Below are 23,128 nucleotides of genomic sequence, written 5' to 3'. Positions count from 1 at the left end.
TCGGGCCTGCCTGCGCAGGCCCGGCGCGCACCATGAAGGACGTTGAAATGGTCGAAAAAGTACCGATGACGCAGAGCGGTTTTGCCAAGCTGCAGGAAGAGCTGCGCTGGCGCCAGCAGGAAGAGCGGCCGCGGATCATCGAGGCGATTGCCGAAGCGCGCGCCCATGGCGACCTTTCGGAAAATGCCGAATACCACGCCGCCAAGGAAGCACAGAGCCACAACGAAGGCCGTATCGGCGAGGTTGAGGACTACGTGGCCCGCGCCGAAGTGATCGACCTCTCGAAGATGTCCGGCTCCAAGATCAAGTTCGGCGCCACCGTCAAGCTGATCGACGAGGACACCGAGGAGAACAAGACCTACCAGATCGTCGGCGATCAGGAAGCCGACGTGAAGCAGGGCCGCATCTCCATCTCCTCGCCGATCGCCCGTGCGCTGATCGGCAAGGAAGTCGGAGATTCGATCGAGGTCGTCGCCCCCGGCGGCTCGAAGGCCTACGAGATCCTTGCGATCAACTGGGGTTGATCCCGAACTCACACTGCAACGGCTCCCGACCTCGCGTCGGGAGCCGTTGTGATTCCGGTGGCATGACACCACAGCCGGCATGAATGCGTGGTGGATGACCTGCACCCGCGCGTGACGGATCGCTGCAGTTCCTTTATCCTCACACCATCATGAGCAGGTTTCTGGACATCCGCACCGTCGATATCATCGCTCCGAATTTCAAGAAGCGGCTTTCCGGCGTCACCTCGACCATTGTGCAACTCGTGCCGGTGCAAACCCGCATGGGCGAGCGCATCGCGACGCTCGGCCCCGGCCTGCCGGAAGACCTGCCTGCCATCCGCTTTCGCGATCTTTTCCATTTCCGCCGTCCGCCGGAAGGCCGCACGGCACGCATCTGGCATGCTCGCCGAAATCTCGAAATGCTCCCAGGCATTCTCCTGCGCGATGTGCTCCGCCTACCGCTGAAGCTCTTGTTCACTTCCGCCGCGCAGCGCAAGCATTCGCGTTGGACCAAGGGGCTGATACGGCGCATGGACGCCGTCGTGGCCACGTCGGCGCGCTCCGGCAGTTTTCTGGACGTACCCCACACCGTCATCCGCCATGGCGTCGATCTTGACCGCTTTCACCCGCCCGCGACCGGCGGACGCGAACCTGCACCGGACGGTCTCGCCGGCCGCCGGCTCGTCGGCTGTTTCGGGCGCGTGCGACCGCAGAAGGGCACCGATCTCTTCGTCGAGGCAATGATCGCGCTTTTGCCAGATCATCCCGAATGGACCGCCGTCATCTGCGGTCGCGTGACCCCCGAGCACGAGACCTTCGCCGCCGGCCTGAAAACCTCCATCGCCGATGCCGGCCTGTCCGACCGTATCCGGTTTTTGGGCGAGGTCGATGACATCAAGCCGTGGTACCGTCGCGTCTCGCTGCTGGTCGCCCCCTCGCGCAACGAAGGCTTCGGCCTGACGCCGCTCGAAGCCATGGCCTCGGGCGCCGCCGTCGTCGCCTCGGATGCCGGCGCCTATGCTGAGATGATTCGGCCCGGCGAAACCGGTGCGGTGGTCCCCGCCGGCGACGGAGAAGCCCTCACGACGGCGCTCCGCCTTTACCTCCAGGCCCCTGCCCGCGCCACCGCCCACGGTCAGGCCGGCCTTGCTCATGTCCGCGCCGAGTTCGGCATCGAACGCGAGGCGAGAGCGCTGTCGCAGGTGTATGATGGGTTGCTCGGCAGAGACGCCCCGCCAGTTTGAACCAAGCCCTTAGCGTAGGCCCACGAGCCTGTCGCTGTAGGGAATACCGATCTTCTGTAGCGCCGACGAAGGCGAGTAGTTGACGAAGGTCGATCCCCGCGCCTCGCCGACCGCTTTTGCAAGCCGCATATGTCCAAGGATGCGTCCCTCGGCTTCCGATACGCCCGAAAAGACCGTCTCACCGGGCGTCTCATAGAACCGCGGCTGTGCCGCATTGGCAATGTCGATGCCGATAAAGCCGATAATCCGCGGGCGGCAGAACAGTGCGAACTGAAGCGCCGATACCGCCACGCTCCCACCCTGAAAGACACCCGAAGCCGGGTCGAGCGACACGCCGGAGCGGCTTGGCGCATCCACGGTGACCGCCGGCATGCGGGACACGGCGGCAAGATCCCGCCGGTTCTCGCCATAGGGCTTCAGCAGATTGTCGATGAGGATGACAGGCCTCTCGATCAACCAGTCGGGGTCATGCTCCAGAATCGCCCGGATGACGGCTACGGAAAACAGACAGAGAATGCTCGGGTCGAGACTGGCCATGAAAGCCTGGAAATGACGATAGACGAAACGTTCGTCCTCGACGACGAAGGCGAGCGGCCGGGAGATGCGCTCCGGAACCAGCGCGATAGCTCCGTTGAGGAGAAGGGTGCTGCGGTTGACGAGCACGCCGAGATCGGCGTGGCGAACGGACGGTCCCGAGCCGACGATGGTAATGTCGCTGCCTGCAAGGTCCGACAGCGCAGACGGCGGCAGCAGCGTGCCGGCCGGGCGATCTCGGAAGAGAATCGTTCTTTCCGGGCCGTAGGGTGCCGGCTCGATGCGCAGCGATGGCGCCCAGTCATAAGCGTGGGCGCGCCGACGACCATAGGCGAGCGTGGCGGCCAGTTTCCAGATCCGGCGGCGAAGCGGTCGATCGGATGCCATTCAGATATCCACCAACCCGACTTTCTTCACCTGGCGGATCGTCAGCATGGTCCGGACCGTGTCCACCTGCTCGTTAGCCGTCAGGTCCTCGATCACGAAGTTCTGGAAGGTCGTGAGGTTCTCGGCAACGCAGTGAAGGAGGAAATCGCTGTCTCCATTGACGAGCCACGCCTGCCGGACGAGCGGCCAGGCTGTGGTCGCAGCCGAGAAGGCCTTCAGATTGGCGTCCGATTGATGCTTCAGGCCCACCATGCAGAAGGCGACGAGATCGAGGCCCAGCATCGGGCCGTTCAGCACCGTGCGATAGCCCTCGATGATCCCGGTTTCCTCCAGCCGCCGGACGCGGCGCAGACAGGGAGGCGCGGAAATGCCGACCCGGGCGGCAAGCTCCACATTCGTGATCCGTCCATCGGCTTGAAGTTCGCGGAGGATTTTGATGTCGATCTGATCGAGATCGGCGCGCAGCACGGGAGTGACCACCTCTTCTTCGCCTGCACAGCGCGGCACCGTTTCTGGCGCGCTTGGAACGCTGCAGGATATGGCGCTGTCACGCGAGAGACACGATGGCCTGATCGGCCCGGGCACCGACGCGCGGCAGACCCTTCGGGTTCTGCATCATCGCCCCGCTTGGGGCAAGAAGATTTATAAGCGGCCGACGCAGCATCGCGAGACAACGTTGACCGCGACAGCGGCCGCGCTTCACTTGCGACGGCTGAAAAGATCGATATAAGCCGCCGCCGTCGCCTCTTCCGAGAACTGCCGCATCAAGGTCGCACGCCCGCCCTCCCCGAGATCGCGGGCGAGAACCGGATCGGCAAGGATCCGGGCGATCGCATCGGCAAACTGGTCCGCATTGTCGATATCGGCAAACAGCCCGTTCTCGCCCTCCTGCATGAACCAGGACGGACCTTCCGAGCGCGAGGACACTACGGGCCGCTTCTGCGCCCAAGCCTCCAGGATGACATTGCCCAGCGGCTCGTGCGACGACGGCATCACGAAGACGTCGGACGCGGCGACATAGGCCCGCGTATCCTTCTGCCAACCGAGGAACCGGGTGCGCCCCTGCATGCCGCGTTCCAGCGCAAGTGCTTCGAGCGCCGGACGCTCCTCGCCATCGCCCGCGATCCAGAGGAAGACGTCGGGCAGTTTCGCGACGGCATCGATAAGGGTGTGGAAGCCTTTGAGTTTGACGAACCGCCCCATCGCCATAACGACGGGCACGCCGTCCGGCGTATCGAGCGTCTCGCGCGAGATCGGCTGCACAAGATCCGTCTTTGTAAAATTCGAGATGACTTCGACACCGCGCGTCCAGCCGATCCGGCGCACATGATCGGCAATACCCGGCGTGTTGCAGACGAGCATGTCTGTGGTCTTGAAGTAACCGAGATGGGATGGATAGTCGCCAAGCCTGGAAATTGTGATGCCGTGGCTGTATTGAGGCGTCAGTCGTCCGGCCCGCATGACCCATGACATGATGGCATCCGGTCTTTCGCGTTCAGCCAGCCTCTGCACTCGCAAAGGCAGAGTCAGTCTGTCGAGCGACAGATTACGAAAATTACTTTCGATGATCCGCGCGTGAGGTTCAAGGTCCGAGCGCCAGTTGCGCTCTCTGCGAATGACGGCTGTCTGCTCGACGCCTCTGCGTCCGAGGGCGCCGACAAGATGCACGAAGAACTTTTCGGCTCCGCCATCCTTGCCGAAGTGCAAGTGAAAAACCTTCATCCTTCGAAATTACCTGTTCTGCGAATCATCGAGATTGGCGCGGTAGCGAAGAGCGTGCCGCTGGTGGAGCTTTGCCTGGGTCAGGAAGGAATAGACCGCACCGGTCATAGCCTCGATGAAGCCGGAGGTGCCGCAGCGCCAGAGACCGCTCTTCAGATAAAGCCGGAGAAAATAGATCGGGGGCGAGAAAACCAGACTGAGCGCCTTCGGGCGCCGGCCGGTATTGTAGGCCTGATCGGCCTTCAGCGTGGAGTAGTGGTTTTCCTTGAGAATCTGCTCGTCCATCGGCAGCGGACGGTAGTGCAGCAGGCTGCCGGTCCGAGCATTGCGCACGGTCCCATCCGCCGAGATCCCCTCATGCACCGCCTGACTGAGATCGTAGGCGCCCTTGCCGCGCCGAACGAGCCGCAAGTTCTTGCGCTCGCGGACATGCAGCGGCGTGAACCCATGGCCGATGAGGTACGGCCGCCTTGCGACCCTCCATGCAACCACCTCGGGCTCCGCATTCAGAAGCCTCGGCAAGGCTGCGCGGAGCGGCCCGTCCAGCCGCTCGTCGGAATCGACGTTCAGGCACCAGGGCTGCGTACATTGTTCGAGCGCGAACTGCTTCTGCCCGGCATAGCCCCGCCATGCCTCCTCGAAGAGACGAATGGGCCAGCCTGCGGCGATGTAGCGGCGGATGAGCGGCAAGGTGCCGTCGGTCGAACCGGAATCAACGATGACGATCTCTGCACATCCGGCAAGACTCTCGATGCAGTTCTCGAGATAGGCTTCCTCATTCTTGCAGATGATGAACACGGAAAGGGCAAGCGGCGGCGCCTTGGGGGTAAGTTCTATTCTGCTGTGCATCATGTCTCGACCATCGACGGCTTCCGGCGTGGGGATCGAGACACATGATCAGCGCCCCGGACCGATGGCGCACGCTAAAAGAAAACTCTCTAAATTACTAATGTTTAATTATCTGTCGATAGAACGCCCCAGCATTGGCAGTCTCAGCGCCCTTGGGCCTACCTGCTTGCACCGGGCGAATGCGCCTGATCCGCGCCGGAGGGTCGAAAAGCCGGTATCGTCGACAATCAAATGTGGTAATCCTGTCCCGCGCACTTGAAACCGCTTGACCCTCATACCTACACTGAGCACTTCTGCCGTTATCAAAATCGCCCGTTTCGCGCGCATGCTCCGGAAACCGGGCTTGAGACCGCGCCCAAGGATACGCCATGACGTCCCGCCACAGCAAACTCCTCATCATCGGCTCCGGCCCGGCCGGCTACACCGCCGCCATCTACGCCGCGCGCGCCATGCTGAACCCCGTTCTCATCGCCGGCATGGAACAGGGCGGCCAGCTGATGATCACCACGGATGTGGAAAACTATCCGGGCTTCGGCGATCCGATCCAGGGCCCCTGGTTGATGGAGCAGATGCTGAAGCAGGCCGTGCATGTCGGCACGGAGATCGTCAACGACCTCGTGACGTCGGTGGACGTCTCGGTCCGCCCGTTCCGCCTGACGACCGATAGCGGCACCGTTTGGACGGCCGATACCATCGTCATCGCCACCGGTGCCAAGGCCAAGTGGCTCGGAATCGAGACGGAAGAGACCTTCAAGGGCTTCGGCGTCTCCGCCTGCGCCACCTGCGACGGCTTCTTCTATCGCAACAAGGACGTCATCGTCGTCGGCGGGGGCAACTCGGCCGTCGAGGAAGCGCTGTACCTGTCGAACCTCGCGAAAACCGTGACCGTCGTGCATCGCCGCGACCACTTCCGGGCCGAACGCATTCTCCAAGAGCGCCTGTTCGCCAAGCCGAACGTGAAGATCGTCTGGGACCATGAGGTCGCCGCCTATACCGGCACGCCACCGAAGCCGCCCATGCCCGCCTCCGTCACCGGCGTCACGCTGCGCAACACCCGCACGGGCGAGACGTCGGACATGCCGATCGACGGCGTCTTCGTGGCCATCGGCCACGCGCCGGCAACCGAGCTCTTCAAGGGCAAGCTGCGGCTGAAGCCCAACGGCTACCTCTGGACGGCACCCGATTCGACTGCAACCGATGTCGAGGGCGTGTATGCTGCCGGCGACGTGACCGACGATATCTACCGGCAGGCGATCACGGCGGCCGGAATGGGCTGCATGGCAGCGCTCGAAGCCGAGAAATTTCTGGCGGGTCATATGCCCGTCGCAATTGCAGCCGAGTAGACGCTGCGAGAGAACGAGGCATCACTGATGGTGCCATGTGGGAACGAAAGAAGCGCCGGATGAGGGGAAGCAGCACCGCTTTCCCTTGCAGGCGTTGAGTGGGGGACGGAATGCCGCTTGACTGGGATAAACTGCGCATCTTCCATGCGGCGGCGGAAGCAGGTTCCTTTACCCATGCCGCCGACAAGCTGCATCTGTCCCAGTCCGCCATCAGCCGTCAGGTCTCATCGCTGGAGCAGGATGTCGGCATCAAGCTTTTCCACCGTCACGCCCGCGGCCTGATCCTCACGGAACAGGGCGAGATCCTGTATCGCACGGCCCATGAAGTGCTGATGAAGCTGGAAAGCGTGAAGGTCCTCCTGACGGAAACGACCGACAAACCGTCCGGCAAGCTGCGCATCACCACCACCGTCGGCCTCGGCCAGGGCTGGCTGACGGACAAGGTGCAGGAGTTTCTGGCGCTTTACCCCGATATGTCTGTCCAGCTCATCCTCGACAACGAGGAGCTTGACGTGAACATGCGTCATGCCGACTGCGCGATCCGCCTTCGCCAGCCGCAGCAGTCGGACCTGATCCAGCGCAAGCTGTTCACGGTGCACATGCACCTCTACGCGGCCCCCTCTTACATCAACAAGCATGGCGAGCCGCAGTCGATCGAGGACCTGGACAACCATCGCATCATCACCTTCGGCGAACCCGCTCCGAATTACCTCCTCGACGTGAACTGGCTGGCGATCGCGGGGCGCGACAGCGACAATCCGCGCGGTTCGCACCTGCAGATCAACAGTCAGACCTCGATCAAGCGCGCCTGCCTGCTCGGCATCGGCATTGCCATGATGCCGGACTATATCGTCGGGCGCGATCCCGGCCTGATCCAGCTGCCCATCGGCGCCGATATCCCATCGTTCGATACGTATTTCTGCTATCCGGACGAGCTGAAAAATGCGGCAAAGCTGAAGGTCTTCCGGGACTTCATCGTCTCCAAGGCGCGCAACTGGAATTTCTAGCCTCGCGTTTTAGCAGTGCCGAAATTTCAGCCAACCGAAATCCCTATCTCAACATCCTGTTAATATTACGCTTCTTCGGCGACGATATATCGCCGAGAGGAGCTATGCATTTACTTTGCTCGAAACTTAAGCAGAGATGCGCCTTACGCATGGCTGATGTGCATATAAATTGATTGCTGGCCGCCTAAGAAACGATCATACCGACCACAGCTGATGCATCTTTGGTGGCGATTTTCCTCCCAGTGCCACCGCAGCAGCTGTTCCCCTCTGGAGGTTGAATAACCTTCATAATTTAAAAGGGCCCAAGTTTACTTGGTGCCCTCTTTTTTTGTCCGGATTTTGCTCTGCCCAACGCGCAGCGCCCTCGACGTCCGCTCTGAAAATTCTCACCAAAATCGCAATGCGAATGTTGAATTCGTCACAGTCCTTTCCCATATCAAATTCAGCTGATGCACTTGGTGATCATATTCCCTCCCAGTATCACCGCACCAGCTGTTCCCCTCTGGAGGTTATCTAACCTTCACATCTCAAGGACCTCGGTTTGACCGCAGGTCCTTTTTTTTGCCCGCTTTCCAAATTCTCTCCCGCCGATCTTGTAAATCGTATTTCAACGATCCATATATCGGGAGGAGACAATTTAGAAATCGCCATCGTGCGATGGGTTGATATGGACCTGACCGAAATCCTCAAGGCACTGGCGCATCCCAAGCGGGTCGAGATTCTGACCAAGCTGAAGGATCCCCACGCGCATTTTTCGTCTCAGGCGCACCCCGTCGAGATGGGCGTCTGCGCCAGCCAGTTCGAGACGGTCGGCCTGTCGCAATCCACCGTATCGGCGCATCTTGCCATCCTTCAGCGCGCAGACCTGGTGACGACCCGACGCGTCGGCCAATGGATCTTCTACAAGCGCAACGAAGACACCATTCAGGCGTTCCTTGCCGAAATCGGCACAGCCCTCTGAAGCCTCCCTCCCCCGACCCGACTGGAAAGGACATTCCATGACGTCTCTCTTCGAACCCACGACCGCCGGCGACATCGCGCTTGCCAACCGCATCGTCATGGCGCCGCTGACGCGCAATCGCTCGCCGGGCGCCGTGCCGAACACGCTGAACGTCACCTATTACGAACAGCGCGCCACCGCCGGCCTCATCATCACCGAAGCCACGGCCATTACCCATCAGGGACAGGGCTACGCCGACGTTCCCGGCCTCTACACGCCGGAAGCGCTGGACGGCTGGAAAAAGGTCACGAGCGCCGTTCACGCGGCGGGCGGCAAGATCGTCGTCCAGATGTGGCATGTCGGCCGTATCTCGCACACCTCGCTGCAGCCGGGCGAAGGCCAGCCGGTTTCGGCCTCGGCCATCACCGCCAACGCCAAGACCTATATCCGCCATCCCGATGGCACGGGTGAGTTCGTGCCGACGTCCGAGCCGCGTGCGCTGGAAGCTTCGGAGCTTCCCGGCATTGTCGAGGACTACCGCAAGGCCGCCCGTGCGGCCATCGATGCAGGCTTCGACGGCATCGAAATTCATGCGGCCAACGGCTATCTGATCGACCAGTTCCTGCGCTCCGGCACCAATGAGCGGACGGACGCCTATGGCGGCTCGATCGAGAACCGGGCGCGCTTCCTGTTCGAGGTCACCGACGCCATCGTTGCCGAAATCGGCGCCGGTCGCACCGGCATCCGCCTCTCACCAGTGACGCCGGCAAACGATGCCTTCGATCCCGAGCCGCAGCCGCTCTTCGACCATGTCGTCAAGGGCCTCGCCAAGCACGCGCTGGCGTTTATCCATGTCATCGAAGGCGCGACCGGCGGCGACCGAGATTTCAAGCAGGGCGATACCGCGTTCGACTTCGCAGAACTCCGCGCGACCTACGAGGCTGCTGGCGGCAAGGCTGCCTGGATGGCGAACAATGGTTATGACCGCAAGCTGGCGATCGAATCGGTCGAAAGCGGCCGTGTCGACCTCGTCGCCTTCGGCAAGCCCTTCATCTCCAACCCGGACCTCGTGGAACGCCTGAAGCAGGATGCCCCGCTGAACGCGCTCGACCCGGACACCCTGTATGGCGGCGGCGCCAAGGGCTACACCGACTATCCGGCACTCACCCAGCAGGCCGCGGAATAATCACCTGAGATATCGAATGCAGAGAGGCCCGCAGCGATGCGGGCCTTTTTCATATCGACGATCAGGAAACATCAGGCGGTGCGCGCGGCAACGCTCTTCAAGGCCGGCACGCAGAACAGCGCGCCGATGACCAGCGGCAGGCAGATGAAGTATGAGGCCCGGATGCCGGCGTGTTCGGCGACGAAACCCAGCAGCGGCGGCGCGAAGAAGAAGATGATGAACGTCACCTGCCCGAGCGAGGCGACGTTGACATGGGGTGCGCGGTCGCGGCGCTGGGCAGCGGCGGATACCGCGAGCGGGTATACGGCGCTGCAGCCCGCGCCCATCAGCGCGAAGCCGAACAATGCCACGACGGGATGCGGCGACAGGCCGACGGCGGCAATGCCGATAGCCGACAGCACCAGCAACGCGGCGGCGACGGCCCGACTGCCGAAACGTTCGACGATCGGGTCGGCCACCATGCGCACCAGCGCCATGAAGAAGGTGAAGAGCGTCAGCCCCAATCCGCCGACGAAAGGCTCCGACTGGAAGACGTCGCGCATGTAGATCGCGGACCAGTCGATGCCCGCACCCTCCACGAGGAAAGCGGCGATACCGATCAGGCAGAGCGGCAGGAGGCCGATGGTCGGGAAGGCGAAGGCCGGCGCCTTTTCTTCCGGCAGATGCGTCGCATCCACCGGCGCGGCCTCCAGCCCCCGGATCGCCACCCAGGCAACGACGACGACTGCAAGCAGCGTCACGCCGAGATGGACCTGCATGGATACGCCGGACTGGCGGATGAAGGACGCGACCAGCGCCGTCACGAAGAAGCCCAGGCTCCAGCAGCCATGCGCCCGGTTCATCACGCTGCGGCCGGTGGCCGCCTCGATGCGCCCGAGTTCGACATTGAGATTGATTTCGAGTGCCCCGGCCAGCATGCCCGCAGCGAGCAGCACGGCAAAGACGCCGGCAGGACCCGGCATCCACGGCACCAGCGCATAGCATGCCGCCGTGCCGATGACGGTGGTGTAGGCCGTGACTTTCGGGCCCAGCCGCTCGATCAGCGGCGAGGATACGGTGAGCGAGATCAGCGCGCCGATGGCCATGCCGATCAGCGTCAGGCCGAGTTCGGACTTATCGACCTGCAGGGCAACCTGCAGGTCGGGCATGCGCGCAAGCAACGCCCCCAGCGCCACGGCAAACAGGAAAAAGCAGATATAAATCCTGTGATGCCCGGCAATGGTCAAGGGGCGCGCCTTCTTGTTGGCTTACTTGCAGGCTGCGCAGAAGCGCTGAATGCGCTTGCAGGCTTCCTCCAGAAGCGCCTCCGACGTGGCGTAGGAGATGCGGAAGTTCGGGCCGAGACCGAAGGCGGACCCGTGAACCACGGCAACGCCTTCGGATTCCAGCAGTTCCGACACGAAGTCCTCATCCGTCTCGATGACCTTGCCGGTGGGCGCCGTCTTGCCGATCAGCCCCTTGCAGGAGGGGTAGACGTAGAACGCGCCTTCCGGCGACGGGCATTCGATGCCGCTCGCCTGATTGAGCATGGACACCACGAGATCGCGGCGACCTTCGAAGATCTTCTTGTTCTCGGGAATGAAATCCTGCGTCCCGTTGAGAGCTTCGACGGCCGCCCATTGGGCGATCGAGCAGGCGCCCGACGTCTGCTGGCCCTGGATCATGTCCATGGCCTTGATGAGCGGCAGCGGACCGGCCGCATAACCGATGCGCCATCCCGTCATGGCATAGGCCTTGGAAACGCCGTTCATCGTCAGCGTCCGCTCATAGAGCTTGGGCTCGACTTCGACCGGCGTCGCGAACTTGAAGTCGCCATAGGTCAGGTGCTCGTACATGTCGTCTGTCAGCACCCAGACATGCGGATGCTTCAGCAGAACATCCGTCAGCGCCTTCAGCTCGTCATGCGAATAGGCGGCGCCCGATGGGTTCGATGGCGAGTTGAAGATGAACCACTTGGTCTTCGGCGTGATCGCCTTGTCCAGATCCTCGGCCGTCAGCTTGAAGTTGTTGGCCTGGGTCGCCTCGACGAAGACGGGCGTGCCGCCGCAGATCGACACCATCTCCGGATAAGACACCCAGTAGGGCGCGGGAATGACGACCTCGTCGCCGGGGTTCATCGTCGCCATGAAGGCGTTGAACAGGATCTGCTTGCCGCCCGTGCCGACGATCGTCTGCGCTGCGGTGTAATCGAGATTGTTTTCGCGCTTGAACTTCTTGGCAATCGCCTCGCGCAGTTCCGGAATGCCGGAGACCGGCGTGTACTTCGTCTCGCCGCGGTTGATCGCCTCGATGGCGGCCTGCTTGATGTTGTCGGGCGTATCGAAATCCGGCTCGCCGGCGCCAAGGCCGATCACGTCCCGGCCCTTCGCTTTGAGTTCGCGCGCCTTCTGCGACACGGCGATGGTGGCGGAGGGCTTCACACGGGAAAGAGCGTCGGCGAGAAAGGCCATGATGGGACGGTCCTGATGGTTACGACAAGGATGCCCCGGCAAAGAATTGGCCCGGAGCGTTAGCTGTATGTCGAATGTAGACGGTCAATTCAAGCGGAAAGGCCGCAACGCCTCGTGGCATGACGAGGTTTGATGGATGGCATGATTAGCGTCGATGAATGCAGAACCATCCGCGAATCAGGCACTGCGAGCCCTATTTCAAGGGCACGAAAGCTTGCGCGAAGCCTGCCGCATCCCTTTATTTTTCCTTAATAAAAACAGCTATTTCCACCCTGTCCCGCCGCCTTGTTTTTGCCACGACATTTGCCGGAGCATGCCGCAATTCGGTCGATATGAAGCCGATTTCGGAGCGCCTTCTACATCCTATCCGCCAAAGCTCCTGCCGCCTGCCACCGAGGTCCGTCATGTCCGTTTCCGTACCACCTGCCCTGTCGTTGCCACGCCGCGCCGTTTTCGGCCTGGCGATCGCGACGACGCTTGCCTTCGCGGGCGGTGCGGCGGCCGGAGAGAGCAGTGAAATGCGGTGGCAGACGGAACTGGCGATCGAGCAGGCGGATGACGCGCTGTTTCCGCTTGGCAAGCCACCGGCGCTGATCGAAGCGACGGGTTCGACGGTCAACAATCCGATGCTCTGGCTGGATAATGCGACGCTGACGGAGCCGGACCGCATGTCGACGGGCGCCATCCTCTCGGCCCGCCAGCTTGCCAGCATCAGCGCCTTCTCCCTGCCCGGCCGCATCATGCCGGCGGAACGCCATATCGCCATTGGCCTGATGCTTCTGGCAGGCGCGGCCATGGCCGCGGTCAGCTTTGGCCTCTGGCGCTGGCAGGTTCGCGGCCTGGCGTGGGAAGCGTGATAGACATGGCCTCCGAACCCGATCACAAACAGACCCGCCTCGGCCTCTTCTCCGGCCTGAACGCGCTGGAGACCATCGTCGTCGCCGCCATCGTCATCGTGGCGCTTGCCGGCATGATGCTGGTCGGCAAGGGCCTTTTCCTGCAGAGCCGCATCGTCGCCGGCCCGGGTGCAGTGTTCGTCGCAGCGCTCTAAATTAGGGCAGCGCTTTAACTCAGACGCCCGAGACGACCTTGTCACGATACCCCCAGCCTGCTAGCCGAGGCGCTGAGCAAGCGGTTGAGGGAGCAGGTCGTGACGCGCATTCAGGCCAATCTCGTCCTTCTTCTCGCCGGCGCCATCTGGGGCGCGGGCTTCGTCGCACAATCCACGGCCATGGAAACCATCGGCCCGCTCTGGTTCACGAGCCTGCGCTTCCTCATCGCCGCCATCGTGCTCACGCCCTTCGCGCTCCGCGAGCGCCACCGGGCAGCACTGCCCCTCAGTCGTCGGAACATGCGCGGCTTCGTCGCCATCGGCGTCTCTCTCTTCCTCGCCGCTCTCACCCAGCAGATCGGCATCATGACGACCACGGTCGCCAATTCCGGCTTCCTCACCGGTCTTTACGTCGTGCTCGTCCCCATTCTCACCGTCGTCTTCCTGCGCCGACGCCCCCACTGGGTCATCTGGCCCGCTGCCGGTCTGGCGTTCCTCGGCATCTTCCTCCTGTCTGGAGGCTCCCTCTCGGCGCTGACGGGTGGGGATCTGCTGACCATTCTCGCGGCGCTCTTCTGCGCCGTGCAGGTCATCCTCATCGCCGTCTTCGCCCATTCGAGCGGCCGCCCCTTCGCGCTTTCCCTCATCCAGTTCGTCACCTGTGCGATCCTCGCCGGCGGCATCGCGCTCTTTGTGGAACCCCTGTCGCTCGACGCTATCACGGCGACGACGACGGAGTTCCTCTATTCCGGCATCTTCTCCAGCGCAGTCGCTTTCACCCTGCAGGTCGTCGGGCAGCGCTACACGACGGCGCCGCAAGCCGCGATCTTCCTGTCGAGCGAAGCATTGTTTGCAGCATTCTTCGGCGTGTTGCTTCTGGGCGAAACCATCGCGCCGATCGGTTACCTCGGCGGCATCATCATTTTCGCAGCCATGCTGCTGGTGGAAATCGTCCCGGAACTCGGCCGCCGCAGAACCGGCGAGAGCCCTGTGTCGTCAGTGGGTTAGCTCGATCTTACGACCCTAGGTGCGCGTGCGGCGCGTCGGCAGCCCGGCAAGGCAGATGTACGAGGACGACATCCCACGTCGCCTTCAGCCTGTTTTTTGACCAGACCGCGCTCAAACGAAAATCTTTTCAATAGCTTGCAATACAGGAGGTAAAAGCGAGGTTTATCGGCAGCTGCGCCGATTTTAGACAAACGCAAATGACTGACTTGTTTCAATAAACTTTTGCTTGCCAATTGAAAATAAACGCATCAAGTTTAATGTGTTCGGGCAATCTGCGAACACGGGAAGACCTTAAGAATAAATGCGCACCGGGGACGCAAAAATTCTCCGGGTGGCCAGTGTCGGGGCGGTAGGTCCGGTACGGGACATGAATGACGGGACCTTTCCTCACAGTCGAGACATGCCTGCCACTCGCCCCATGGGCACATTCGCAATGCTGCCCGCCGCATCTGGGCAGAGGAAAAAGGACCTGACGTATGGCCGAAACTGGCATTGTAAAATTCTTCAACACCGACAAGGGCTTCGGCTTCATCAAGCCTGACAATGGCGGCGCGGACATCTTCGTCCACATCTCCGCCGTCCAGGCTTCCGGCCTCAATGACCTGACTGAAAACCAGAAGGTCAGCTACGACACCGAGCCGGACCGCCGCGGCAAGGGCCCGAAGGCCGTCAACCTCAACGTCTCCGGCTGAGACGTCAGCCCCTCGCAGACGATAATGGAAACCCGGCTTCAGCGCCGGGTTTTTGCGCCGCATCCGACAGGCATAAGCGGTCCAACCGGCTCGCTGTCGATTGTGTTGTGCCTCTGCGCTTGAGAGTGAGGCGACGTTTACCGCTCTCGCGCCGGAAAAGCCCGCGCTTTTCACCGGCGGCCACGAAAATGAACCGTTCACCTTGCATTCAGTTTGACCCACCTAAATTGGTGTCATCGTAAGGGACGAGCCGTTTCGTCCCGTGAGACAGGATCAACGCTATGAGAACCTTGGTCAAAGCTGCAGTTCTTACCATCGCCTCGCTCTCTGCAGTGCTGCCGAGCATGACGCCGGCGCATGCGGACGACTGGCGGTATCGTCGCCATCATCATCGCGACAATGACGGTCTGGCGCTCGGCGCCGTCGGCCTTGCCACCGGCCTGATCGTCGGCGGCGCCATTGCCAGCGCGCCGCGCTACCGCAACGAAGAACGCGTCTACATCGACCCGCCGGCCGACGACTACTATGAACCGGCCCCGGTCTATCGCCGTCCGCGCCCTGTCGTCGTCAACAATTACGGCTCGCTGGAGCCCTGGTCCCCGTCCTGGTACCGCTACTGCTCGAACCGCTACCGCTCGTTCGACTCCCGCACCGGCACCTTCGTCGGCTATGACGGCCGCTCCTACTTCTGCAACGCCGGCTGATCAGCCCGCGTAACACCCTTGAGAAAAAGGCCACGCTTCCCGGAAGCGTGGCCTTTTTCGTATCAGAGTTAAATCACGCGCCGTCAAAGACCGCGCAAATAGGGATTCGTGCGGCGCTCCTCGCCGATCTGCCCACCGGGACCGTGGCCGCAGATAAAGCCAAAATCATCGCCGAGCGGCAGGATCTTGGTGCGGATGGAATCGAGCAACTGCTGGTGATCCCCGCCCGGCAAATCCGTCCGTCCGATGGAGCCGCGGAAGAGCACGTCGCCGACATGAGCGAAGCGCTGGAGTTGATTGACGTAGACGACATGGCCGGGCGCGTGGCCGGGGCAGTGCAGGACGTCGAAAACATGGGTTCCGAACGACACCGTATCCCCATCGGATAGCCACCGATCCGGCAGCACGTTCTCCACCTTCATCGTCAGGCCGAAGCGCTCAGCCTGCGCTTCCAGTTTTTCCAGAAGCGGCTTGTCGTCCTCGTGCGGCCCGATGATCTTGAGACCGGTCGTCTCTTTCAGTTCCTTGGCGCCTCCAGCATGGTCGATGTGCCCGTGCGTCAGCCAGATGGCCTTGAGGTCGATACCATTCTCGCGCACCGTCTGAAGGATCACATCGACATCGCCACCGGGATCGACGACGACACCCTCCTTGGTTTCGCTATCGAAAAGAATGGTGCAGTTCTGCTGGAAATGCGTAACCGGAATGATGCCTGCCTGAAGCATGAGAACCCTCGCCTGTGGCCAGTCCCCTTGAAGGGACCGCCAATCCAACCAAACGACGCTCGCCTTGCCGGCAAGGTTGCGACGCGCAGCCGATATAGGCGCAACGTCGCTGCGGGGAAACAGGCAATCGGGCCGAACAACGCCTTGCCCGACGTTTATCGCGTCGTCAGCTTACCGGACGGCTGCGATTTCGAGGGTGTCGCCGGTGCTCAAGGTCGGCAGCACCGGATAGTTGATCGTGGTCATCAGCAGGGCGAAGACGGCGATCTTGGCGAGAACGACGGTGATGACGACCGGGCGAAGCTGTTCGGCGGTCGAGGAGACGGGAGAGATTGTTTCGGGCTGCATGGCACGGGTCCTTGTATCTGACCCCGCAATGCAGTTCCGCGGCAAAGGTTCCAGCTCTCCGCCGTCAAGTGCGGCTATTTCAAGATGGTCGAAAGACGCTGTTGCAAAGCGGCAACAAACACGCTTTCCTGCTGGCAGAGCGCCTGTGCAAACGGTAGAAAGAGCAGAACGTCGTGGCCGCGCTTCTGGAGCGAGGCCACGACGATCCCCTCGTAGGGGACCACATATCCGCAGGACACAGGCATTTGGCAGAACAGACACCTTTGGCTGAACACGTTACCCCCGCGGAGAAGATGCGCTCTGCCGAGCCGTCCCCTGCCGAGCGCAACGGTCTCGATTACGAGCTGATCGAGCTGTTCTTTTTTGCTTATCGTGACTTCACCTCCGACCCCGATGTCATTCTGGAAAAGCGCGGCTTCGGCCGGGCGCACCATCGCGTGCTGCACTTCGTCGATCGCGAACCCGGCATGACGGTGGCCGACCTGCTGGAAACGCTGAAGATCACCAAGCAGAGCCTGGCGCGCGTGCTGAAGCAGTTGATAGATGGCGGCTACATCCATCAGGTCGCAGGGCCGGAAGACCGGCGCCAGCGCATGCTCTACACGACGCGCGAGGGCAAGGCGCTGGCCAAGGCCTTGGCGGAGCCACAGTCGAAGCGCATAGCCGATGCCCTGGCGAAGGTCGGACCCGGCGGCCGCGATGTCGTTCGCCGCTTTCTCGCCAGCATGAAGACAGGCCCCGTCTAGAACATTTTCAGGTAAAACCTGATGGCTTCGCTGTCGGGCACAGCGTTGAAAACAAGGAGCCGGAGTTGACCGGAGAGGCTCCAGAGAGCGACGACGATGACGAAACCCTTCTCCCTCCCCGACGACGCGCCGCATCTCCTCGTCGTCGATGACGACCGCCGCATTCGAGACCTTCTCAACCGCTATCTGGTCGAGCAGGGCTTTCGCGTCACGACGGCGGCCGATGCCGACGAGGCGCGTCGCCGTCTCCAGGGTATCGACTTCGACCTCCTGATCGTCGACGTCATGATGCCGGGCGAAACGGGAATTTCGCTCACCCAGAGCCTGCGTCGCCTCAAGACCGTGCCGATCATCATGCTGACGGCCCTCGCCGAGACCAACGCCCGTGTGGAGGGCTTGGAAGCCGGCGCCGACGACTATCTGCCAAAACCCTTCGACCCGCGCGAGCTGGTCCTGCGCATCAACAACATCCTGCGCCGCAACATGCCGGTCCAGTCGCCAAAGGTGGAGCAGGTCATCTTCGGCCCCTTCACCTTTTCCGTCGTTCGGCGCGAGCTACGCCGTGGAGCGGACCACATCCGCCTGACGGACCGCGAGCAGGAGATCATGATGCTCTTCTCCCAGCGCGCCGGCGAGACGATCCCGCGGCACGAGCTGGTGAGCGACGACACCGAGGTCGGCGAGCGCACCATCGATGTCCAGATCAACCGTCTGCGCCGCAAGATCGAGGACGACCCGTCGAATCCTGTCTGGCTGCAGACCGTGCGCGGCATCGGCTACAAGCTGGCCGTAGACTGAACCATGTCATCCCGGCCGACCGTCGGCCAACGGCGATAAACCGCGTTCGAACAGACGCCAACATCCCTGATACCCGGAGGACGATGATGATCGAGGCCGTTCGCCAGACGAAGACGGAACGCGGGGAAAAGCCGCGCAGCCCGTTCACGCGCTGGCTCCGCCGGCACCTGCCGATGGGGCTCTATGCCCGCTCGCTGCTGATCGTCATCATCCCCATGGTGCTTCTCCAATCCATCGTCGCCTTCGTCTTCATGGAGCGGCACTGGCAGCTGGTCACGCAACGGCTCTCGGCGGCGGTAACCTCCGATATCGCGGCAATCATCGACCTGATCAACACCATGCCGCCCGCCTCCTATCCGGATATCGAGACGATCGCCCGCCGGCAGCTGGGGCTTGTCATCTCGCTGGAGAACGGCGGCGAATTGCCGATGCCGGTTCGCCAGCCCTATTTCGATATCCTCAACCGTATTCTTTCCGACGAGATCCGGCAGGAAACGCAACTGCCTTTCTGGCTGGATACGATCTCCAGCGAGGACAACGTCTATGTCCGCATCAAGCTCGACGGCGCCCGCATCCTGCGCGTCACCGTGCGCCGCAATTCGGCCTATGCCTCCAACACGCATATCTTCATCGTCTGGATGGTCGGCGCGTCGCTGGTGCTCCTGCTCATCGCCATCCTGTTCCTGCGCGGCCAGATTCGGCCGATCCTGCATCTGGCGCGGGCCGCCGAAAGCTTCGGCAAGGGACAGAAGATCGACGATTTCTCGCCGCGCGGCGCAGAGGAGGTTCGGCGAGCGGGCCTTGCCTTCATCCAGATGCGCGAGCGGATCGAGCGGCAGATGGAGCAACGCACCACGATGCTGTCGGGCGTCAGCCACGACCTGCGCACCATCCTCACCCGCTTCAAGCTGCAGCTCGCCATTGCCGGCGACCATCCCGATCTGCAACCGCTGAACCAGGATGTCGAGGATATGCAGAGCATGCTCGAAGGCTACCTCGCCTTCGTGCGCGGCGAAGCGGAGGAAGATGTCGGCACGCTGAAGCTGACGGATGTCATGACGCGTCTTTCGGCTGAAGCCGAGCTGCACGGCAAGACGCTGACCACCGTGATCGAAGGCGACGACGACGTCCGCGTCCGACCCAATGCCTTCACACGCCTCATCCTCAATCTCGCGTCCAATGCCTATCGCTATGCCGACACGATCCATATCGAGGCGCGGCACGGGCAGCGATGGCTGTCCGTCACCATCGACGACAACGGACCGGGCATTCCCGAGCGATCCCGCGAGGACGTGTTCAAGCCCTTCTTCCGGCTGGACGAGGCCCGCAACCTCGACAGCACGGGCACGGGGCTCGGCCTGTCCATTGCACGCGACATCGCCAGAAGCCACGGCGGCAACGTCATCCTGTCGGACAGTCCGCTCGGAGGATTGAGGGCTGTCGCGCGCGTTCCTGCCTGAGACCGAACGTTGGAGCGAGATGGCGAAAAGTGCGCGCGGTTTTCGCCTTAAATCCCGCTCTCCATCATGATCTAGCGTGTGAGCAACACCTTCCGGTCCGCCGTCCCTCCGCCGCTGCAAGGCCGCATCTGCAGCGACGCATTCTGGTAGATATCCACGACCCCGCCGATGACCTGAAAGCAGCCCTTATCGGGTATGGTCACGGTCTGGCTGCCATAGATCGAGATATTCGTCCCGGGCACATAGATGATCCCCGAGAGGACATCGGTGACCTTGGATTGATAGAGGCTGAAGGCCCCACCATAGATATAGAAGAGGATGTTCTTGTAGCCGAAGACAGGAGCATTACCCGTAGGCGCAGTCACGTTCATGGCGCCGACGCCATAGAGGCTGACGCTGCCGCCGTAAAACGCGAGCGTCGTACCCACGGCAACGAACCTGTCCGACTTCATGGAGAAGGACCCGCCATAGAAGAAAAACGAGCTGGATCCATCCTCGGCATCGCCGGTGACGTCCCGCCCGATCACCGTGCTCGCTCCGTGGAAGTAAGCCGTCCCCCCGTAGAAATTCATATCGCCGAAGCCGAAGGTGGTATCGGAGCCGGGATTGAGCGCCAGCGATCCGCCGGAGAATTCGAACGGCCCGTCGCCGAAGGTCAGGTGTCCCTTCACATTGGTCACCGTGCCCCCGTAGAAATAGAACCCTCCGTTTCCAAAGGTCACGGATCCGGTGGAACTGTTGGCAAGCGATCCGCCCCAGAGGTAGAACACCCCGTTGCCGAAGGTCATGGATCCCGTTCCATTGATGATCGAACCGCCAGCCACGTAATAGGCGCCATCGCCGAACGACAAGGTTCCGGTCCCGTTGATGATCCCGGCCCCGAAGCGGAACGATCCGTCGCCGAACGTCAACGTGCCGCCATACGCGTTGCGAACGTCCCCCAGGAGCGAGAACGTCATGCTTCCGAAGGAAAGGTTCGCGGCCCTATTGTCGATATACTGCTTGAACGCCAAGGTGACCCGGGCACCCGGCAGAGGATCGAAACGGGTGGAAGCCCCATCTTGGTTCAGGATGTAGCCGCCGATGGCATAACAACCGGACCCGAAGGTCAGGCGGTTTATACCGGAAAGGATGATGTTTCCACTGATCGTCGTCGGCGCGAGACAATCAGGATCGGCCACCCCTGTTCCAGTAAAGGCCACAGTGGAATTAGAGATCGCCAGCGTGCCGTAAAGGCGCGATGCGGACAGCGAAACGGTGGTGCCGGCGTAACTCTCGTCCTTGCCTGTCGGTATTGTCGGCTGTAGGGGCGTTTTCGGAATCTGCGTTCCATAGGCCCAACTCGTCATGACCTTTAGGCGCGCCTTGATGGCAACGATGCGGGGGTCTGCCGCCAGCAGATCCACGCTCTTCTCGTTGAACGTAAAGCTCGACAGGGGCAGATCGATCAGTCCGTCCTTGCAGATATAGGCTTTCTGGGACTCCTTGGGGTAGCCCACCACGGCCTTTACAGCCGAAACGGATGCATCGCCGCAGACGTAGAGATAGGTGGCAGCCCCGATATGGCAGTCGGGACCATTGACCACAGCGTTGTTGTAGATGTTCACGGGCCCGAGCATGGAACGGACGCAGTCGCCCTCCGGCGCCGCGGACGTGATACTCGCCGACGATGATCCGTCGACGGGAACCGTCTGGCTTGCCGTCAGCAGTTGACCGAAGGCCAGCGGGCTATCGTGCCGGATCTCCGTCGAAAGTTCGGAAACGCCCGATGCTCCCGTCGTCACCGTCGTCATGACGTCGCTCGACGGAAAACCGTTCGCGACAGCCATCTGCCTCGCCGTCGCAAGCGCCGTGTCGGTCGGCGCACCATTGACGATCGGCAACAGCGTATTCGCAGCGGCGAGGTTCGCGATATCCGCCGTTCGCTGCGCCCGGAGTTTGTCGACATAGAGCGACGACGTCTCCAGCACGAGCGCGCAGATCATCAGGATCAGCATAATGGCGAACACCGACATGATCGCTACAGATCCCTCGTCGTGTCTGCGAATGTCCCTCATGTCGTGCACTTTCTGAACGACCGCCGTGGATGCCCCGGGCAGCGCACCGTCAACTGTTCGGATAGGACGCACTGCCGGAGAGCGTCATGGTATGGCCGAGGAGCGTAAAGGGGCGGGTGAGCGTAACGCGCGTGGAAACCGCGGCGCCAATCGATACGTCGGGTTCGATGCTGATGTCGGACGCGGCCAGCCCGGGCAGGCCGCGCCGCTCTGCAAGCGTCACTACGAAGCACGTCTCGGTAACGGACGTGCAGCCGGTCGGAAACGTTGTGCAGGCCGACCCACCCACAGCCAGGCACCGTGCGGATTCCGCTGCGACCTGATTGAGAACCGACGTGCTCCAGATGGCGATCCCCATGACGATCGCGCCGAACATCATCGAGAGGAACACCGGTGCGATGATGGCGAATTCAACGGCTGTCGCCCCGTCGCGCCGGTTCAGAAACACGTGCATCACTGAATCCTGACAAGTGCGGAGTCTGCAACGGCGAGGTAGCCGCCGAACAGGTTCGCCGAGATGAAAATCGGTGTGATGTGACCGCTGACGTCGATCCGAACGAATTTTCCCGACGTCACGTTGCCGCCACAACTGCTGCTCTTCTCACCTGCAGCGGTGAATGCAGGCGGATAGCCCGAAACGCAGAAGGTGGTCGATGCTTTCGCTCCCGTAGGATCGTTATTGATCAAGACCTCGACGGAGAGATCGTCGCTCAGGTCGGCAAGCAGGTTGCTCGCAACGCCCTCGACATTTGCCGTGTAGGCAGGAGCCGTGGCCGCGGTCAGCGCCTGCCCCTTCTGGAACGCATAATAGGAAGCGGCCGAAATGGCCGCGTTGACCCTCAGCTTCGCATGATAGGCGAAACCGAGATCGACAAGCCCGACGATCAACAACAGGAACAGCGGTGCAACCAGAGCGAACTCGACGGCTGCAACACCGGAATCATCTCTCCGCAACCGTCCGGCCTGTTGCAACGGCAGACCCAGACTCTCCCTCCAGACCCGAGCGCAGCGGCCGCGAGGCAGGATTTTCATAGGCTTTCGGCCGAAGGAGGCGTCTCGCCTGGTACCTCGAATGACACGCCGACATCCAACGACTTTCGCCACACGATCCGACAAGTCTTCTTCGCGCCGTCTGAAAGCGAGATCTGAAAAACGTCGGGAATGGCGGCAACCTGATTGAAAGAAAGCTTCGCTCCACCGTCCGAGATATTACGGACAACACAATCAAGGGTTGAACTTCCTTCATTGAAGACCAAACGACCGGATTTGAACGTTCTCATACGGGGTCTATGTCGATGTTCTTCCATGCACCTCTCCTGAAGCAACTAGGAGCAAAAACCGCTGCGTTCCCATTGCAACCGGAGCCAACGCGTG

At 61.8% G+C, this 23,128-nt stretch carries 26 protein-coding genes; 14 read left to right on the top strand and 12 right to left on the bottom strand.

Annotated features, from left to right (window positions below; translation table 11 throughout):
* Nucleotides 1-47: 47 nt before the first annotated feature.
* Together greA and G8E10_RS11905 are read left to right on the top strand one after the other, a co-directional pair.
* Entirely contained in the window at nucleotides 48-524 is a 477-nt protein-coding gene (greA, locus tag G8E10_RS11910) for a transcription elongation factor GreA (RefSeq protein ID WP_062592294.1), read from the top strand.
* 149 nt (nucleotides 525-673) lie between these two features.
* The gene (locus G8E10_RS11905; protein ID WP_167129112.1) at nucleotides 674-1,747 is read left to right on the top strand and encodes a glycosyltransferase family 4 protein; all 1,074 of its coding nucleotides are present in this window, start codon (nucleotides 674-676) and stop codon (nucleotides 1,745-1,747) included.
* A 9-nt stretch (nucleotides 1,748-1,756) separates the two neighbouring features.
* Here the strand turns inward: G8E10_RS11905 and G8E10_RS11900 are convergent, their stop codons facing one another.
* The 4 genes from G8E10_RS11900 to G8E10_RS11885 all read right to left on the bottom strand — a co-directional run bounded on the left by G8E10_RS11900 (nucleotide 1,757) and on the right by G8E10_RS11885 (nucleotide 5,239).
* Nucleotides 1,757-2,668 carry a glycosyl transferase gene (locus G8E10_RS11900; RefSeq protein WP_167129109.1) on the bottom strand — a complete coding sequence of 304 codons (912 nt, stop codon included), beginning with the start codon at nucleotides 2,666-2,668 and terminating at the stop codon, nucleotides 1,757-1,759.
* Nucleotides 2,669-3,136, bottom strand: coding sequence for an Lrp/AsnC family transcriptional regulator (locus tag G8E10_RS11895; RefSeq protein WP_110728578.1), 468 nt, complete (start codon nucleotides 3,134-3,136; stop codon nucleotides 2,669-2,671).
* Between the two features lie 231 nt (nucleotides 3,137-3,367).
* The gene (locus tag G8E10_RS11890; RefSeq protein ID WP_167129107.1) at nucleotides 3,368-4,390 is read right to left on the bottom strand and encodes a glycosyltransferase; all 1,023 of its coding nucleotides are present in this window, start codon (nucleotides 4,388-4,390) and stop codon (nucleotides 3,368-3,370) included.
* Nucleotides 4,391-4,399: 9 nt separating this feature from the next.
* A complete protein-coding gene (locus tag G8E10_RS11885) occupies nucleotides 4,400-5,239 on the bottom strand; it encodes a glycosyltransferase family 2 protein (protein WP_281517535.1) in 840 nt (279 codons plus the stop codon).
* Between the two features lie 368 nt (nucleotides 5,240-5,607).
* Between G8E10_RS11885 and trxB the strand changes: the two genes are divergently transcribed.
* The 4 genes from trxB to G8E10_RS11865 all read left to right on the top strand — a co-directional run bounded on the left by trxB (nucleotide 5,608) and on the right by G8E10_RS11865 (nucleotide 9,715).
* Complete coding sequence (gene trxB, locus G8E10_RS11880) at nucleotides 5,608-6,582, top strand: thioredoxin-disulfide reductase (protein WP_167129103.1); 975 nt, start codon at nucleotides 5,608-5,610, stop codon at nucleotides 6,580-6,582.
* Nucleotides 6,583-6,692: 110 nt separating this feature from the next.
* A complete protein-coding gene (locus tag G8E10_RS11875; protein WP_110799311.1) occupies nucleotides 6,693-7,589 on the top strand; it encodes a LysR family transcriptional regulator VtlR in 897 nt (298 codons plus the stop codon).
* Between the two features lie 667 nt (nucleotides 7,590-8,256).
* Nucleotides 8,257-8,550, top strand: coding sequence for an ArsR/SmtB family transcription factor (locus tag G8E10_RS11870; protein ID WP_092934615.1), 294 nt, complete (start codon nucleotides 8,257-8,259; stop codon nucleotides 8,548-8,550).
* A 37-nt stretch (nucleotides 8,551-8,587) separates the two neighbouring features.
* Entirely contained in the window at nucleotides 8,588-9,715 is a 1,128-nt protein-coding gene (locus G8E10_RS11865; protein WP_167129101.1) for an alkene reductase, read from the top strand.
* Between the two features lie 71 nt (nucleotides 9,716-9,786).
* Here the strand turns inward: G8E10_RS11865 and G8E10_RS11860 are convergent, their stop codons facing one another.
* Both G8E10_RS11860 and G8E10_RS11855 read right to left on the bottom strand, forming a co-directional pair.
* Nucleotides 9,787-10,941 (bottom strand): MFS transporter, encoded by a 1,155-nt coding sequence (locus G8E10_RS11860; RefSeq protein ID WP_167129098.1) that lies wholly within the window; start codon nucleotides 10,939-10,941, stop codon nucleotides 9,787-9,789.
* Nucleotides 10,942-10,962: 21 nt separating this feature from the next.
* Nucleotides 10,963-12,165, bottom strand: coding sequence for a pyridoxal phosphate-dependent aminotransferase (locus G8E10_RS11855; RefSeq protein ID WP_110799314.1), 1,203 nt, complete (start codon nucleotides 12,163-12,165; stop codon nucleotides 10,963-10,965).
* A gap of 404 nt (nucleotides 12,166-12,569) precedes the next feature.
* On the opposite strand from G8E10_RS11855, the gene G8E10_RS11850 reads away from it, so the two are divergent.
* The 5 genes from G8E10_RS11850 to G8E10_RS11830 all read left to right on the top strand — a co-directional run bounded on the left by G8E10_RS11850 (nucleotide 12,570) and on the right by G8E10_RS11830 (nucleotide 15,620).
* Nucleotides 12,570-13,022, top strand: coding sequence for a hypothetical protein (locus G8E10_RS11850; RefSeq protein WP_167129096.1), 453 nt, complete (start codon nucleotides 12,570-12,572; stop codon nucleotides 13,020-13,022).
* A gap of 5 nt (nucleotides 13,023-13,027) precedes the next feature.
* Complete coding sequence (locus G8E10_RS11845; protein ID WP_092934623.1) at nucleotides 13,028-13,216, top strand: hypothetical protein; 189 nt, start codon at nucleotides 13,028-13,030, stop codon at nucleotides 13,214-13,216.
* Between the two features lie 99 nt (nucleotides 13,217-13,315).
* Nucleotides 13,316-14,224: an EamA family transporter gene (locus G8E10_RS11840; protein WP_167129094.1), complete on the top strand. Its 909-nt coding sequence runs from the start codon at nucleotides 13,316-13,318 to the stop codon at nucleotides 14,222-14,224.
* Between the two features lie 476 nt (nucleotides 14,225-14,700).
* Nucleotides 14,701-14,916, top strand: a complete 216-nt coding sequence (locus tag G8E10_RS11835; protein WP_092934625.1) for a cold-shock protein — start codon at nucleotides 14,701-14,703, stop codon at nucleotides 14,914-14,916.
* Between the two features lie 281 nt (nucleotides 14,917-15,197).
* Entirely contained in the window at nucleotides 15,198-15,620 is a 423-nt protein-coding gene (locus tag G8E10_RS11830; protein ID WP_110799316.1) for a BA14K family protein, read from the top strand.
* An 83-nt stretch (nucleotides 15,621-15,703) separates the two neighbouring features.
* On the opposite strand, the gene G8E10_RS11825 is transcribed toward G8E10_RS11830, so the two are convergent.
* Together G8E10_RS11825 and G8E10_RS11820 are read right to left on the bottom strand one after the other, a co-directional pair.
* The gene (locus G8E10_RS11825) at nucleotides 15,704-16,345 is read right to left on the bottom strand and encodes an MBL fold metallo-hydrolase (RefSeq protein ID WP_132447631.1); all 642 of its coding nucleotides are present in this window, start codon (nucleotides 16,343-16,345) and stop codon (nucleotides 15,704-15,706) included.
* Between the two features lie 171 nt (nucleotides 16,346-16,516).
* Nucleotides 16,517-16,693 carry a hypothetical protein gene (locus tag G8E10_RS11820; protein ID WP_165910541.1) on the bottom strand — a complete coding sequence of 59 codons (177 nt, stop codon included), beginning with the start codon at nucleotides 16,691-16,693 and terminating at the stop codon, nucleotides 16,517-16,519.
* A gap of 293 nt (nucleotides 16,694-16,986) precedes the next feature.
* Here G8E10_RS11820 and G8E10_RS11815 point away from each other — a divergent pair, with 293 nt between their 5' ends.
* The 3 genes from G8E10_RS11815 (at nucleotide 16,987) to G8E10_RS11805 (ending at nucleotide 19,697) form a co-directional block, all read left to right on the top strand.
* Entirely contained in the window at nucleotides 16,987-17,439 is a 453-nt protein-coding gene (locus tag G8E10_RS11815; RefSeq protein WP_110799318.1) for a MarR family winged helix-turn-helix transcriptional regulator, read from the top strand.
* A 96-nt stretch (nucleotides 17,440-17,535) separates the two neighbouring features.
* Nucleotides 17,536-18,237: a response regulator gene (locus G8E10_RS11810; RefSeq protein WP_110799319.1), complete on the top strand. Its 702-nt coding sequence runs from the start codon at nucleotides 17,536-17,538 to the stop codon at nucleotides 18,235-18,237.
* Nucleotides 18,238-18,323: 86 nt separating this feature from the next.
* The gene (locus G8E10_RS11805) at nucleotides 18,324-19,697 is read left to right on the top strand and encodes an ATP-binding protein (RefSeq protein ID WP_425530835.1); all 1,374 of its coding nucleotides are present in this window, start codon (nucleotides 18,324-18,326) and stop codon (nucleotides 19,695-19,697) included.
* A 71-nt stretch (nucleotides 19,698-19,768) separates the two neighbouring features.
* Here the strand turns inward: G8E10_RS11805 and G8E10_RS11800 are convergent, their stop codons facing one another.
* From G8E10_RS11800 to G8E10_RS26285, 4 genes are read right to left on the bottom strand one after another with little or no spacing between them, the layout of a single operon-like run.
* Nucleotides 19,769-21,754, bottom strand: a complete 1,986-nt coding sequence (locus G8E10_RS11800) for an Rv3654c family TadE-like protein (RefSeq protein ID WP_167129092.1) — start codon at nucleotides 21,752-21,754, stop codon at nucleotides 19,769-19,771.
* Between the two features lie 49 nt (nucleotides 21,755-21,803).
* Nucleotides 21,804-22,208 (bottom strand): TadE/TadG family type IV pilus assembly protein, encoded by a 405-nt coding sequence (locus tag G8E10_RS11795; protein ID WP_132662829.1) that lies wholly within the window; start codon nucleotides 22,206-22,208, stop codon nucleotides 21,804-21,806.
* Nucleotides 22,208-22,870 carry a TadE/TadG family type IV pilus assembly protein gene (locus tag G8E10_RS11790; protein WP_281517534.1) on the bottom strand — a complete coding sequence of 221 codons (663 nt, stop codon included), beginning with the start codon at nucleotides 22,868-22,870 and terminating at the stop codon, nucleotides 22,208-22,210. The genes G8E10_RS11795 and G8E10_RS11790 overlap by 1 nt, the downstream gene beginning before the upstream one ends.
* On the bottom strand, nucleotides 22,783-23,034 hold the full coding sequence (locus tag G8E10_RS26285) for a PilZ domain-containing protein (protein ID WP_425530838.1): 252 nt from the start codon (nucleotides 23,032-23,034) through the stop codon (nucleotides 22,783-22,785). Before G8E10_RS26285 ends, G8E10_RS11790 begins: the two co-directional genes overlap by 88 nt.
* Nucleotides 23,035-23,128: the final 94 nt, after the last annotated feature.

Origin of the sequence: Ferranicluibacter rubi, from assembly GCF_011603255.1 — a bacterium.
GTDB lineage: Bacteria > Pseudomonadota > Alphaproteobacteria > Rhizobiales > Rhizobiaceae > Ferranicluibacter > Ferranicluibacter rubi.
Note: the sequence above shows the minus strand (reverse complement) of the source record. Positions and strands in the feature narration are given on the sequence as shown.